Here is a 14365-nt window from a genome sequence, read left to right as displayed (position 1 = left end):
TGGCTTGGCCAGAGTGAATGCGCAGTGAGCTTCATATTGAGCTCAACCCGCTGGTCGGGACAAGAATTTAAGTATCTGAAGGTTCGTGATGGACGCGAGTGTAAAAGTTCGGCGGCTCGCCGCTTGGTCGATTCCTGTTGCGCTGGGCGTAATGGGGCTGAAATATCTGGCCTATGCGCTGACTGGCTCCGTGGCACTCTATTCGGATGCTCTGGAATCGATCGTCAATGTCATTGCGGCACTCGGTGCATGGTGGGCAATCAGTGTCAGCTACAAGCCAGCCGACGAAAACCATCCGTTTGGTCATCATAAGGCAGAGTATATTTCGGCAGTTGTTGAAGGTGTGCTGATTACGATTGCAGCCCTTTTGATTGCAAAAGAAGCATGGTCTGCGCTTGAGAATCCGCGTCAGCTTGATGAGCCGTGGCTGGGTCTTGCGATCAATACGGGCGCTGCTGCGATAAATGCTTTCTGGGCTATGCTGCTCATTCGCACGGGTCGCAGTGCGCGTTCGCCTGCTTTAGAAGCAGATGGCCAGCATATTATGACTGACGTGTTTACGTCGGTCGGCGTTCTGGTTGGCCTTGTCGGTGCCGTCATTACGGGTTGGGCGATACTCGATCCGCTGCTCGCAATTCTGGTTGCGATCAACATTCTCTGGCAGGGCTGGGGCGTTATCAATAAATCAGTGCAGGGCTTGATGGATATTGGGGTCGAGCCTGCCGAGGAAATGCGCATTCGCGATGTGATTTCAGCGAATGCCGGTGGTGCGCTGGAAGTTCATGATCTCAAGACCCGCATTGCAGGCCGTGTCACCTTCATCGAGTTTCATCTGGTTGTGGTCGCCGATATGAGCGTGGGCGACGCACATATCATATGCGACCGAATCGAAGATGCACTGAAAGCGCAGATCGAAAGCGCGCGCGTCGTGATCCACGTTGAGCCGGAAGATGAGGCAAAACTGCCGCTGGGCACGAGTTCCGTGCCTTTTGCATAGAGCGCGTTTCGATCTGATTTTATCAGATCGGCGCTCTAATCTTTATATTTGATGCGCATCCCATCCGAAAACCGCTACGCACTTTTCGGGGTGCGCATAAAACAAATAGCAGCTTGCGCGTTTTGAACCTCGAGTGTAAAAGCGTCTCCATGGTTATGAAGAACGCAACATCTCTGGAACATTCCGCCGCCGCTTCCAGCGCGCGCGTAAATGTTTGCGTTCTAAACTCGCTTCTTACCCTCGGCCTTAGCGGCGATCGCCGGGCTCGTTGAAAGGAGCGTCCGGCGGTCGATTGAAGTCCCGCTGACGCATGCTCCTTTCTCAAAATCCACATTTGAATTTTAAGACGAGATATCCGTGTCGTTATGACAGTGCAGAACTGTTTGCGCCGGGAGGATGAGAAGACCATGAACCATAATCCAAATACGACTGTCTCCGCTGCAAAGCCTAAAGGCATGCCTGACGCGGCTGTAAAATATTCGCCGTTTCCATTTCCAAAGCTTGATGACCGTACATGGCCTGCAAAGCGCATCGAGAAGGCGCCAATCTGGTGCTCGGTCGATCTGCGCGACGGCAATCAGGCCTTGGTTGACCCAATGGGCCACGACCGCAAGGAGCGCATGTTCCGCCTGCTGGTCGATATGGGTTTCCCGGAAATCGAAATTGGCTTCCCATCGGCTTCGCAGACCGATTTCGACTTCTGCCGCTGGGCAATCGAACAGGGCGATACGCCTGACGAAGTTGATCTGCAGGTGCTGGTGCAGTGCCGCCCTGAACTGATCACGCGTACTTTTGAAGCGCTGGAGGGCGCGAAGACGCCAATCATCCACTTCTACAATTCGACCAGTGAATTGCAGCGTCGCGTCGTTTTCAACAAGGACGTCAAGGGCATCAAGCAGATTGCGACCGATGCTGCCAAGATGATCATGGATATGGCTGCGAAAGCAGCCAATGCTGAGGGGGGTGGCTATCGCTTCCAGTATTCGCCGGAAAGCTTCACCGGCACCGAGCTGGAAGTGGCGCTGGAAATCTGCAATGCGGTGACAGAAATTGTCAAACCGACTGCTGAGAACAAGCTGATCCTCAATCTGCCTTCAACAGTCGAAATGAACACGCCAAATGTTTATGCCGACCAGATTGAATGGATGTGCCGCAATCTCGATAATCGCGAAAACCTGATCATTTCGCTGCATCCGCATAATGACCGTGGCACGGGCATCGCTGCGACCGAACTGGGTCTGATGGCCGGTGCTGACCGTGTTGAAGGTACGCTGTTCGGCAATGGCGAACGCACCGGCAATGTCGATGTGGTGACGCTGGCGCTCAACATGTACACGCAGGGTATTGATCCTGAGCTGGATTGCACAGACATCAATCGCATGAAGGATGTGTACGAATATTCGAACCAGCTGAAGATTGCAGAGCGTCACCCTTATGTGGGCGAGTTGGTCTATACGGCTTTCTCAGGCTCGCATCAGGATGCGATCAACAAGGGCATGAAGGTTCGCAAGACTGCCAATTCACCGGTCTGGGAAGTGCCATATCTGCCAATCGATCCGCAGGATGTTGGCCGTTCCTATGAAGCGATCATCCGCATCAATTCGCAGTCGGGTAAGGGCGGTATCGCTTACATTCTCCAGGCCGATTACGGCCTGAATCTGCCACGCAATCTGCAGGTGGAGTTCCGAGAAATCATCCAGAACATTACGGATGAAGAAGGTAAAGAGTTGCCATCCAAGCGTATTCATGAAGAGTTTCAGAAGCTCTATGTGGAGCAGGCGGAAGGCCGCATCAAGTTCGTGGATCACCACACCTATCCTGATCCCGAGCAGAAAGGCCGTCGCATTCTGACCGCTGAAATCACTGATAATGGCGTGACCAAGAATATCGAAGGCAAGGGTACAGGCCCGATCGATGGCTTCATCGATGCGCTGTCGAAATATCTCGGCGTGAAAATGTCGGTTGTTGATTACTCCGAGCATTCACTAAAGCAGGGTTCGGACGCAGCGGCAATTTCTTATGTCGAAGTCGCATACCAAGACGGCAAATTGTTCGGTGCCGGTATCAACGACAATATCGTCAGCGCTTCACTGGAAGCCATTGTTTCGGCTGCCAATCGTGTAATCGGTAAGTGATCGAAGAAAAAGGCGGCAGAAATGCCGCCTTTTTCATTTATAGTGTCAGAGCGCCGTGGACCCAATTAGGCCCACGGCGTTCTAATAAAGCTTCTGCTCTGAAATTTTGATGATGCGCTCGCTCGCATCTTCGATACCGTGCTGTTCCCATAAACACAGCCAGCCGCCTTCCGGCTTACGGTCGATATTGAAGATATTATACCGTGCAGGTGGCTTATGCCCACCGAAATTCTGGCTTGCCGATGGCACGCAAACCACAGGAACTTTGTTGCCATTCGGCCCATCAATGTCATAGCGCGTGGCGAGATGCGTGTGTCCATGAATGACCAGTTCTGCGCCATGTTGGCGAATGACTTTCTGGAAACGACGGATACCATAGAGCCGCTTATGCGTGGGAGTTGCACCGTGGATTGGCGGATGGTGGATCATCACGACACGAAAAAGACCTTGCGAACCAGCTTCGTCAAGCAGCTTTGCAAGACGTTTGGCTTGCGCAGAGCGAAAATCGCCACTGGCCATAAAAGGTGCCGTGGCGCGTGCCGATGAAACGCCGATCATGGCGACCGGACCGCGTGCGCGCATGTACGGGAATACCGGTCGCTCGTTGTGGTTGTCGATGCCATCGCCACGCATCCATGGTTCCCATTTGCGGCAGGATCTATCGAGCGCGCCCGGAACATATGCATCGTGATTGCCGGGTACAACGGAAACATCGTCGGGGTTGCCGAGACCAGCAAGCCAATCGTGGGCGATGTCGATTTCCAGATTGAGCGCCAGATTGACAAGATCGCCCGTGACCGCAATATGATCGGGGTTCTGCGCCAGCATATCGGCAATCAGGCTGTCCAGCACTGTGCCATGCATTGCGTTCTTACGGTTTCGCAGCCAGTTGATGTAGCCGGTAATACGTTTTGACGCTAACTCGCGATAGCGAATGCGTGGCAGAGGCGACAGATGGATGTCTGAAATATGGGCAAGCCGAAACATATAGTCGGTGTACTGTATTATTTTTTAAACTGAAACCGTGTTTAGCGACTTTTTGTTGAGGTCTTTGCTGCAATGATCTCATCAGGAATATTTGTTCAGGATCGACGGTATGCGCTTCCGCCATTTTTTGTTTCATACGTATTTCTTATTGAGGCGCCCCATGACCTTGGGTGTCAGGGCAATTGTATTTGATGAAAAGAAAAACTCCGTATTTCTGGTGAAGCATACTTATGTCCCTGGCTGGCAATTGCCGGGCGGTGGTGTTGATAGCGGAGAAACATTCGGGCAGGCGCTTGAAAAGGAATTGCGTGAGGAAGGCAATATTTACCTCACTGGTCGGCCCGAGCTTTTCGCCCTTTACAAAAATGCTCATGCGTCACCGCGAGATCATGTAGCGCTTTATGTCTGTCGGGCCTTTGAACAGACAGAGCCGAAAAAGCGTGACAGAGAAATCGCGGAGGCGGGCTTTTTTCCGCTCGATAACTTGCCCGAAGGCACAACACCTTCGACCAAGCGTCGCTTGCAGGAAGCGCTTCATGATCTCGATCCGCTTCCGACGTGGTAATGAAAAGGGCGCTTTCGCGCCCTTATTTATTAGAGAATTTCCAGCAAAAGTGCGAAGCGGTTTTGCGTCGGATAATGCGAAAAAACAAAGAGATAGAGCATTTCCAATGATTCAAGAAAAACAGGAAATGCTCTAAAGATCAGAAGCGGTATGTAATACCTGTACCGATCAGCCAGGGATTGAGCTTGGCCTTGCCGCTGACCTGAGTACCACCAGCCAGTGTGGCGTCGAATTTTGGTTCGAGGAAGAGCTTCTTGACGTCGAAGTTGATACCCCAGTGTTCATCAAGCATATAGTCGAAGCCGACCTGAAGCGCGCCGCCGAACGTGTTCTTGACCTTGAGATAGTCAACGCCTGCTGCATCCTGATTGTAGAAGATCGTGTAGTTTACGCCTGCACCGACATATGGCTTGAATGCGCCAAAATTGGTGAAATGATATTGCATGGTCAGAGTCGGAGGCAGCATCCAGACCTTGCCGATCTTGCCCAGACCTTCGATGGAACCAGTGCCATTGATATTGGCATAGGTCGTGCCGAGGATGAGTTCAGCAGCCAGATTGTCGGTAAAGTAATAGGTGATATCGAGTTCTGGGGTGATCGACTTCGAGTAATCAAGACCAGAGCCATCAACGCCGTTTACGTAACCCTTGTTTTCAGCGATGACGCCGAGAGCGCGCACACGGATCTGCCACGGTGACAGGGCCTGCGGAACGGCAACGATTTCGGTTGCTGGCTGGGCGACAATCGCATCGGCGGCAAATGCGGCTGGTGCTGCAAAGCTGAGCGCGGTTGCAGCCAGAAGGCCTTTGGCAAAGCGGTTCATCATTCTCTCCTTCAAGTCTTGGGTAGTGATGCGCGCAATCTGGACTGCGCCGCAGGACGCCCCATTGATCTAGATCAAAGAGGCGCCCAAGATTTGAGGAAGTGCTGATGTTCCCGCCAGACTGTTGCAGGAAAGGCTCAGTTGCCTAGTCTATCCCGATCATGCGGGGCTGAGAAATCGATATCCGGTCCAAACGGAACGATGCCTGTGGGATTGATCGTCTTGTGGCTACGGTAATAATGGCCCTTGATGTGCTCCATATCGACGGTCGAGGCTACGCCCGGCACCTGATAGAGTTCACGTGTGTAGTTCCAGAGGTTCGGATAGTCCGCGATACGACGCAGATTGCATTTGAAATGTCCGACATACACCGGATCAAAGCGTAAGAGCGTCGTGAACAGGCGCCAGTCGGCTTCGGTCAGGTTCGATCCGGTCAGATAGCGCTGTGTTGAAAGCTTATCTTCCAGTTTATCGAGTGTGTTGAACAGCTGACCGAAGGCTTCTTCATAGGCATCTTGCGTTGTGGCAAAGCCCGCACGATAGACGCCATTGTTGATGTTTGGGTAGATGAGGTCGTTGAGTGCATCGATCTCACCGCGCAATTGCTCCGGATAGAAATCAAGCGTTGCATCGCCAAACTCATCAAAGGCGCTGTTGAGCATACGAATAATTTCAGCTGATTCGTTGGAAACGATTGTTTCGCGTTGCTTGTCCCACAGAACTGGCACCGTCACGCGACCGGAATAATGCGGATCGGCACGTGTATAGATTTCATGCAGGCGCTTTGAGCCGTATAAAGCGTCGCCAGTGCTGCCGGTTGTGCCGTAGAACGTCCAGCCTTCTTCGAGCATGAGGTAATCGACAACCGAGACGGAGATGACGTCTTCAAGTTTCTTCAATGCGCGGAAGATCAGCGTACGATGTGCCCACGGGCAAGCGTAGGATACATAGAGATGATAGCGGCCGGGCTCAGCTTTGAAGCCACCTTCACCGCTCGGACCTGCGCTACCATCCTTCGTCACCCAGTTACGAAACTGCGATTTTGAGCGTTCAAAGCGGCCCTTTGTATTTGCGGTGTCATACCAGACATCATGCCACTTGCCGTCTACCAGAAGTCCCATGTGATTTCTCCTTTTGATAAGGAAAATAGTCCGAAAACTACCGTTTGACAGCCTCCCAAGCCGTGAACAGTGCGTAACGGTGCCAAAAAGGTAAGTTTAATCCGCCGTTTTGAAAGAAATTGTTTTACCTCTGACCAATTTGGTGTTAGGCAACTGTCAAATTGCGGCACTATCCATTTTTCCGCCGCGAAGGAGAGACCTATGACCGGAATGCGTTTCATCCGACGATGAAATTGAAACTGTGCTCAACGCGCACAGAATGCATTCCATTGGCTTCCTCTGGCCATCGACTTCTCTCTTCAGGCAATTCTCCCATGCAACAGCTTGAACTGACCTACGCGCAGGAAGATCCTGCGCACGACATCGAGATCGAGGATATGAATGCGGAAGCGTTCGGTCCCGGTCGTTTCACCCGTGCAGCGCATTTTATTCGGGAAGGTGGGCCACACGACTACAACCTGTCTTTTGTGGCACTGATGGGCGGTATCGTTATCGGGTCGCTGCGTATGACGCCGGTTGTGGTTGGTAAAACACCAGCTTTGTTGCTTGGCCCCCTTGCTGTGCGCCCTGATTGGAAAAAGCGCGGCATTGGTGGCACACTGATGCGGATGTCATTGGAAGCGGCCAGGAATGCCGGTCATAAGCTGGTCATTCTTGTTGGCGACCAGCCTTATTATGGTCCGTTCGGATTTAATATGGTGCAGCCGGGTTCGATGATTATGCCTGCGCCGGTCGATCAGCGCCGGATGCTCGCTTGCGAGCTTGTGCCCGGCGCATTGAGCGGCGTTGGCGGCGTCGTGCGCCACGCCAATAGAGCTTAGCAGTTATAATATGGTCTGCGTTCGCGAAGGCGCTTTACCGCCCTTCGCGATACCACATGCTGCCGAATATGAAGAGCAGGGCTGCGAGAGCAGCCAAACCAGAGAACAGCGGCAGGCGGTTTACGCTTTTGAGTTGAGTATCGGTTGTCTCACGCAAACCAATCCAGTCATTGCCACTTGCGGAACGACCAGCACCGACAGCTGTGATCGCAGGCACCTGAACTGCGCTGTTGGCACTCGCATGCACGCGATGGACTGAGCCGCCGGTTGCATCGGCAAGTGGCTTCAGACGATCTGGGGTCGAGATACTGTCCAAGAACTCAGGCGCGTCGACCGGACCTACATGGGCAAGTGTTTCATAGTCGCCGTTTTTAATGCGGAAGATGCCGATTTCATCCGTCTGCAATGTGCCGTCGAACAGGCCCGGTTTGTTTTGTGTGAGATTGATCTGCAGTTCTTTGCCGGATGGTGTGGTGACTGAGGCTGTGCCCGGATTATCGCCCATCGTCTGACGATGAATGGTCAGCGTACGACCATTTCCGCCAGCAGTAAGTGCTTCTTCTTCAAGCTCCGGTTCCTGCATCAGCCAGTGGGCGATGCGGCGATAAAGTGCTGCATAAGGACCGCCGCCTTCAAACCCGCGCGCCCAGAGCCAACCCTGATCCGAAAGGAACATGCCGACGCGACCCTTGCCGACACGGTCGAGTACCAGAAGTGGCTTGCCATCGGCCCCGCTCATGACGGTTTCACCTCGTGGCTGGCCGATATCGATCGTGCGGAACCAGCGGCTCCAATGTGGCGGCTCCTGCTCGCTGCCATCAAGGCCGCGTGTGACGGGGTGGCGTTTGCCAAGCTCAGTCAGGCGCGGATAGAAGGCTTTTTCCGTGAGCGTGCCGGTGGGCATGGCGGGCAGGGCGCTATAAAGCGGTGTGCGTGCAATCGACATGTCGCCCGCATATTCGGGACCGGCGGCAACCAGCAAAGCGCCGCCATTTTCCACATACTGCGCGATGTAATCATAATAAAGCAGCGGCAGCACATCGCGATGCTGATAGCGATCAAGAATGATGAGATCGAACTCATTGACCTTGTCGACGAAAAGCTCGCGCGTTGGGAAGGCGATCAGAGAAAGCTCGTTGATGGGTGTCCCGTCCTGCTTTTCAGGTGGGCGCAGAATGGTGAAATGGACGAGGTCTACGGCTGCGTCAGATTTCAAAAGATTGCGCCATGTGCGCTCGCCATTATGCGGTTCACCCGATACGAGCAATACACGCAGGTTCTCGCGAATACCGTCGACTGTAGCGACTGCACGATTGTTGGCATCCGTCACTTCGCCCGGAAGGGTCGGGGTGATTATCTCGACGATATTGACGCCTGCACGCGGCAGTTCGATGGTGACGGGGGTCTCCTGACCAACCTGTGCCTGCTCTTCACTAACAGCTTCTCCGTTGACACGGATTTCTACAGGTGCGGAGCTTCCAAGGGTCTTGCCTTCATCGATGACCGTGAAAGACATTTCCATCGGCTTGCCGCTGATGCCGTAGCGCGGAGCTTTGTTGAAGCGAATGCGGCGGTCGAATTCGTCTGGCTTGCCCGTAACCAATGCATGGACGGGTGCGTCGAAGCCAAGCGCATTTTTGTTGGCCGGAATGTCGTGCACCTGACCATCTGTGATCATGATTGCGCCAGCCACGCGTGACGGCGGTACATCAAGCAATGTGCGAGCGAGCGGTCCGAACAGACGGGTCGCATAACCGTCTTCGTTCTCGCCCGGCTGAGCAGCTTCAACAACACGCGTCTCAAACTGCTGCATGGATGCAAGCTGGTCCTGTACGGCCTTAAGGGCTGCATCCGTATCGGCGCGACGGTTGCCCAGTTCCTGGCTCTGGCTGCGATCAACAACAATCGCGACGACGCTTTTCAGAGGTTCGCGTTCTTCACTGATGATGACTGGATTGAACAGCGCCAGGGCAAGGGCTGCGGCGGCAAGCAAACGGATCAGCCCGCCGTGCATGCGCAGCGCGATTGTTGCCAACACAAGCAGTGCCAGTGGGACCAGAATGCCAATGAGCCATGGTAGCGAGAGGAACGGTTCGAACTCTATATTCATGTCAGTTACCCAGCCGCTCAAGCAGGGCCGGAACATGGACCTGATCGGATTTGTAATTGCCGGTGAGCATATACATGACAATATTCACGCCGCCGCGGATCGCATAAATGCGCTGCATTGGATCATTCGGCACGGTTGGCAATAACGGGTTGCCTTGTTCGTCCACAGCCCATGCCCCTGCAAAATCATTTGCAGTGATCATGATCGGTGAAACACCGTCGCCGGTGCGCACAGGCCGGTCCTGTGCTGCATTGGTGGGCGCGGTTGCTTCTACCCAAAGCGGGCTGCCTTCATAACGGCCGGGAAAATCTGGCATGATAAAGAAGGATTTGGTCAGCACGTGATCGTCTGGCACAGGCTCAAGTGGCGGTACATTCATGCCATTGAGAATGGCGCGGAGGCGCTGGTTGGCTGGTGAAGCAGCCGGATCAAGACTTGCACCCGCCTGCAACTGGTCACGCGTATCGAACAAAACCGTGCCGCCCTGCTGCATATAGGCATCAACCTTGGCGATGGCCTCGGGATTTGGCATTTGGGCATCGGGATCAATCGGCCAATAGATCAGGGGATAGAATGCGAGTTCGTCCTTTGCAGGATCGACGCCGATCGGATCACCTGGTTCCAGCGCTGTTTTGTCCAGCAGGGCAAAGCTTAAACCGCGCAGGCCAGCCTTGCTGATATCATCGGTCGCGGCATTGCCGGTGATGATATAGGCAAGATGGGTCTTTGAGACGGAATTGATAATCGCCTCATCGCCCGGCTTACTGTCGTCGTGCGTTTGCTGTTCTTGCGCGTGCGCTGAAGGGATTGCTGCAGGCAAAAGGCTGATGGCAAATGTCGCGGCAAGCAAAATGGCGATACCGGCGACTTTCGAACGAATTTTCATGCGGCGGCGGAATGCGCCGCGCAGCCAGAGCATCAGCAATGTGTCGAGCGCCAGCAGCATGGCGGCTGCAGCAAAAAATGGGCCGCGCAGCGAAATGGATTGATCAGCATCGTAAGATGTCGGGATTAAACCGGCAGATAGTGCAGGTTGGCTGATTGGTTGAAGCTCGATGTCATTACCCTCGAAGATATTGAGCGCTTTCAGACCGTCTTCATTGCCGTAAAAACCCGGTGGTGTGTTGATGCTGACGTCAGGCAGTTTGTCTTTTTCCACGATCAAGGGTTTTGCTTCCGATGATGGGGGTGCCAGTTCACCAGACGCCGAAAGGAGCTGGAATGGTGGCAACGAAATGGATTGCTGATTGTCCTGTGAGCCCATGCGCTGCGACAGCGACACGATACGGCGCAGCATCTCAACAAACGACCCGGAAATCGGCAGGCTCGACCATGTTGCATCAGGTGAAATGTGGAAGAGAACGACATTGCCGCGACCGCGGGTCTCGCCGGTGACAAGTGGCGTTCCGTCTGCCAGCGTCGCATAGGCCTTGTCGTTGAGATCAAAAGACGGTTCAGCGAGAACCTGCCGGTTGACCGTCACGTCATCAGGAACAGAAAGGCCTGCAAAGGGACCCTTGTCGGAAAAAGAACGCAATTTCTGAGGCTCTGACCATGACAAGGTGCCGCCGAGTGCGCGTTCGCCCTTACGAAGACGGACAGGCAGAAGCTGATCATTTTCGCTGGCACCTGCCAGGCGAGGGCCTGCAAAACGGACCAGCGTTCCGCCGTCTTCGATCCAGCTCGAAAGCTGTTCTTCAACAGGCTTGGGCAAGGTGCCGATGTCCGCCATGATGAGGATCGACGGTTTGGCATCCAGCAATTCCGGTACGGTCTTCATCAAATCTGCAGAACGCGGTTCGATCAGATTGGCAAAGGGTGACAGCGCACGCGAAATATAGTGAAGCGGGGACAGAAGCGGCTGTGCGAGATCTCCATCGCCACTGGCCAGAAGACCAATGGTGCGGCGCTCGGAACCGGCATCGATCAAACGCGTGGCACCAGCCTGTTGAATACCATCCACACGGATCAGGCGGAAATCGTTTCGCAACTCGACTGGCAGGTTAAAGCGGGCCGTCCCCTCATTGCTTCCTACCGCAAAGGATAGCGGCGCTTCCGCAATACGTCGGCCTTTGTCGTCATAAGCTGACGCCGTCAGCGTGCGTGGCATGGTTATGCCATCGGGGCGAATAGCTTTTGCTTCAAGACTATCGGCCTTGTTCTCGATGCCTGTCAGAGCAAGAACGCGGTCCAGATCGGCGGCATACCAAAGCACAGAAGTAAGGCGATCGTTCTGATCGAGCTTTATGAAGGCGTCTTTGTCATTGGCCTGTGCCAAACCATCATTCATGAAAGCCAGACGGATTTTTTCGCCCTGTGGTACAGTCGATGCGAGGCGGTCCAGTGTGGCTTTACGATCAACGGGAATCGGGCGTGGCTGCAAGGCCTGCAGACGTTCAGTTGCACGATTGCCGTCATAAGGGCCGATCTCAGCATTGGCAGGCTCTGCAGTGCCAAGCACATAAATTTGCGTGTTGGTGCCTTCCGCATCGGCAATCAATTTTTCTGCAGCGGTGACACGCTGTGTCCATTCTTCCGCCGACGCCCAACCATTATCAATGACGATTGCCAGCGGTTCATTGCCGGAAAGGGTGGTAGGGCGTGGGTTCCACACCGGCGAAGCAAGGGCGAGGATAACCAGTGCGGCGATCAGGAGACGAAGAAGCGTCATCCACCATGGGCTTTTGGACGGCACTTCTTCACGCTTGAAGACCTGTGCCAGAATCCGTAGCGGTGGGAATGTTTCTTCCTGTGGGCGCGGTGGCGTCATGCGCAGCAACCACCAGATAACCGGCAGCGCAATAAGGCCAGCCAGAATCAACGGTGATCCGAATGCGAGCGGAAGAAAATTCATGAACGTGAGCCTCCCCAAGAGGATACTTGTGAGGATGCGCTGAGAGCATCATGCAGTCGCGACAATGCCTGCGTGGCGGGTGTGTCCGTACGATGCACGATAAAGCTCCAACCAAGGCGTCTGCAAAAATCGGCCAGTGTATCCCGACGGGCTACATAAAGACGGCGATAGTCGTCGGCATAGGTTTCTGCGCGGCCCGCCACGAGGGTGACTCCCGTTTCAGGATCACGAAATTCGGTGCGGCCGGAATAGGGGAAGGTTTCTTCTGCGGGGTCCGCCACTTCCACCAGATGTGCGCGCACACCACGACGCGCCAGACTATCGAGCAATTCCGTCAACTCATCGAGCGGATGCAGGAAATCGGAAACGAGCACCACTTCAGAGAAACGGCGTATCTGATCGATATCGGGCAAAGGGCGGGCAGAATTGTCATGCATTAAGGCACCCGCCAGACGTTCCGCACCATTGCGGGCCGAAAAGGGCTGCAACAAGGATGGGAAAGCGATGCGTTCGCCTGAGCGGGAGAGCAGTTCTGCCAGTGCCAAGGTGAGCACTAACGAACGCGCTTCTTTCGAAACAGGCGAGAGTTGTGAACGATAAAGCATGGAGGGCGAGAAATCGCACCATAGCCAGACTGTGTGTGCCGACTCCCATTCGCGGTCACGCACATAGGTATGATCGTCCCGCGCTGAACGTCGCCAGTCGATGTGGACGAGAGACTCGCCCTGCACATAGGGTCGGAATTGCCAGAAGTTTTCGCCGGGGCCGCGTTTGCGACGACCATGCCAGCCATTCATCACAGTGTTGACGACACGCTGTGCTTCAACCAGCAGATCAGGAATACTCGATGCCCGCGCACGTGCACGAGCCAGTGTATCCTTGTGATCTGATGATGAAACTTCCGCGCCGATCACCATCAGGCAGCAGCCTTCACCAAATTGGCAATGACATCGCGCACATGCATACCATCGGCACGTGCTGCAAAATTGAGCGCCATACGATGCTGCAGAACCGGTTCGGCCAAAGCCTTCACATCATCAATGGATGGCGCGAGGCGACCCTCGTAAAGTGCACGTGCGCGCGCACAGAGCATCAGCGCCTGACTGGCGCGTGGACCCGGACCCCAGGCGATGTGCTTCTTTGCATGATCATTGTCTGCATCCGGTCGTGCCGAGCGAACCAATTTCAAAATTGCATCAACCACGCTTTCGGAAACCGGCATGCGACGCACAAGTGCCTGCATCTGACGCAGTCGATCCGCATCGAGAATTGCATGAGCCTTGGCCTCGGTTACGCCTGTGGTTTCAAGCAGGATACGACGCTCAGCATCCAGTTCAGGATAGAGAATATCGATCTGCATCAGGAAGCGATCAAGCTGGGCTTCGGGCAGAGGATAGGTGCCTTCCTGCTCCAGAGGGTTTTGCGTGGCAAGCACGTGGAATGGGGCGGGCAGATCATAACGCTGACCGGCAACGGTCACGTGATATTCCTGCATGGCCTGCAACAGCGCGGACTGGGTGCGCGGCGAGGCACGGTTGATTTCGTCGGCCATCAGAAGTTGGGTGAAGATCGGTCCCTTGAGATAGCGGAAGGAACGGCGACCGTCAGCGTTCTGCTCCATCACTTCCGAACCGATAATGTCCGATGGCATCAGGTCTGGTGTGAACTGGATGCGCTGGCCCGAAAGGCCAAGAACGGTTCCCAGAGTTTCGACAAGCTTTGTCTTGGCAAGGCCAGGCACGCCGACGAGCAGTGCATGACCACCTGCGAGAATCGCAACGAGCGCGCGTTCAATAACGCTTTCCTGCCCGAAGATAACGGTGCCGACATTCTCCTTGATGCGTGCGATGTCAGCGAGGGCGCGTTCGGCTTCGGCAACAATTTCATTGTAAGCTGTAGAGGAATTAGCGGCTTCGGGCGTAACAACAACGCTCATAGGGACCTCGCAATAT

At 54.5% G+C, this 14365-nt stretch carries 11 protein-coding genes; 4 read left to right on the top strand and 7 right to left on the bottom strand.

The features are described 5' to 3' along the window. Positions 1-88 precede the first annotated feature (88 nt). Together ACSME1_RS03595 and leuA are read left to right on the top strand one after the other, a co-directional pair. Positions 89-997 (top strand): cation diffusion facilitator family transporter, encoded by a 909-nt coding sequence (locus ACSME1_RS03595; protein ID WP_024899393.1) that lies wholly within the window; start codon positions 89-91, stop codon positions 995-997. A gap of 407 nt (positions 998-1404) precedes the next feature. After that, positions 1405-3132 carry a 2-isopropylmalate synthase gene (gene leuA / locus ACSME1_RS03590; protein WP_024899394.1) on the top strand — a complete coding sequence of 576 codons (1728 nt, stop codon included), beginning with the start codon at positions 1405-1407 and terminating at the stop codon, positions 3130-3132. 81 nt (positions 3133-3213) lie between these two features. Here leuA and ACSME1_RS03585 read toward each other — a convergent pair whose 3' ends face one another. Further along, positions 3214-4119 carry a metallophosphoesterase family protein gene (locus ACSME1_RS03585; RefSeq protein ID WP_024899395.1) on the bottom strand — a complete coding sequence of 302 codons (906 nt, stop codon included), beginning with the start codon at positions 4117-4119 and terminating at the stop codon, positions 3214-3216. A gap of 109 nt (positions 4120-4228) precedes the next feature. Here ACSME1_RS03585 and ACSME1_RS03580 point away from each other — a divergent pair, with 109 nt between their 5' ends. After that, complete coding sequence (locus ACSME1_RS03580; RefSeq protein WP_024899396.1) at positions 4229-4684, top strand: NUDIX domain-containing protein; 456 nt, start codon at positions 4229-4231, stop codon at positions 4682-4684. A gap of 139 nt (positions 4685-4823) precedes the next feature. Here the strand turns inward: ACSME1_RS03580 and ACSME1_RS03575 are convergent, their stop codons facing one another. Continuing rightward, positions 4824-5507, bottom strand: a complete 684-nt coding sequence (locus ACSME1_RS03575; RefSeq protein ID WP_024899397.1) for an OmpW/AlkL family protein — start codon at positions 5505-5507, stop codon at positions 4824-4826. Between the two features lie 137 nt (positions 5508-5644). After that, positions 5645-6628, bottom strand: coding sequence for a glutathione S-transferase family protein (locus tag ACSME1_RS03570; RefSeq protein ID WP_024899398.1), 984 nt, complete (start codon positions 6626-6628; stop codon positions 5645-5647). Between the two features lie 314 nt (positions 6629-6942). Between ACSME1_RS03570 and ACSME1_RS03565 the strand changes: the two genes are divergently transcribed. Continuing rightward, positions 6943-7449, top strand: coding sequence for a GNAT family N-acetyltransferase (locus ACSME1_RS03565; RefSeq protein ID WP_024899399.1), 507 nt, complete (start codon positions 6943-6945; stop codon positions 7447-7449). Positions 7450-7483: 34 nt separating this feature from the next. Here ACSME1_RS03565 and ACSME1_RS03560 read toward each other — a convergent pair whose 3' ends face one another. The 4 genes from ACSME1_RS03560 to ACSME1_RS03545 are packed head-to-tail and all read right to left on the bottom strand — an operon-like array spanning position 7484 to position 14349. After that, complete coding sequence (locus ACSME1_RS03560; RefSeq protein WP_105705703.1) at positions 7484-9559, bottom strand: hypothetical protein; 2076 nt, start codon at positions 9557-9559, stop codon at positions 7484-7486. A 1-nt stretch (position 9560) separates the two neighbouring features. Continuing rightward, the gene (locus tag ACSME1_RS03555; RefSeq protein WP_024899401.1) at positions 9561-12413 is read right to left on the bottom strand and encodes a DUF4159 domain-containing protein; all 2853 of its coding nucleotides are present in this window, start codon (positions 12411-12413) and stop codon (positions 9561-9563) included. Next, entirely contained in the window at positions 12410-13330 is a 921-nt protein-coding gene (locus tag ACSME1_RS03550; protein ID WP_024899402.1) for a DUF58 domain-containing protein, read from the bottom strand. The genes ACSME1_RS03555 and ACSME1_RS03550 overlap by 4 nt, the downstream gene beginning before the upstream one ends. Continuing rightward, positions 13330-14349, bottom strand: a complete 1020-nt coding sequence (locus ACSME1_RS03545) for an AAA family ATPase (protein WP_024899403.1) — start codon at positions 14347-14349, stop codon at positions 13330-13332. Before ACSME1_RS03545 ends, ACSME1_RS03550 begins: the two co-directional genes overlap by 1 nt. Positions 14350-14365: the final 16 nt, after the last annotated feature.

Source organism: Brucella pituitosa, from assembly GCF_965577835.1.
In the GTDB taxonomy this organism is placed as follows: Bacteria; Pseudomonadota; Alphaproteobacteria; order Rhizobiales; family Rhizobiaceae; genus Brucella; species Brucella pituitosa.
Note: the sequence above shows the minus strand (reverse complement) of the source record. Positions and strands in the feature narration are given on the sequence as shown.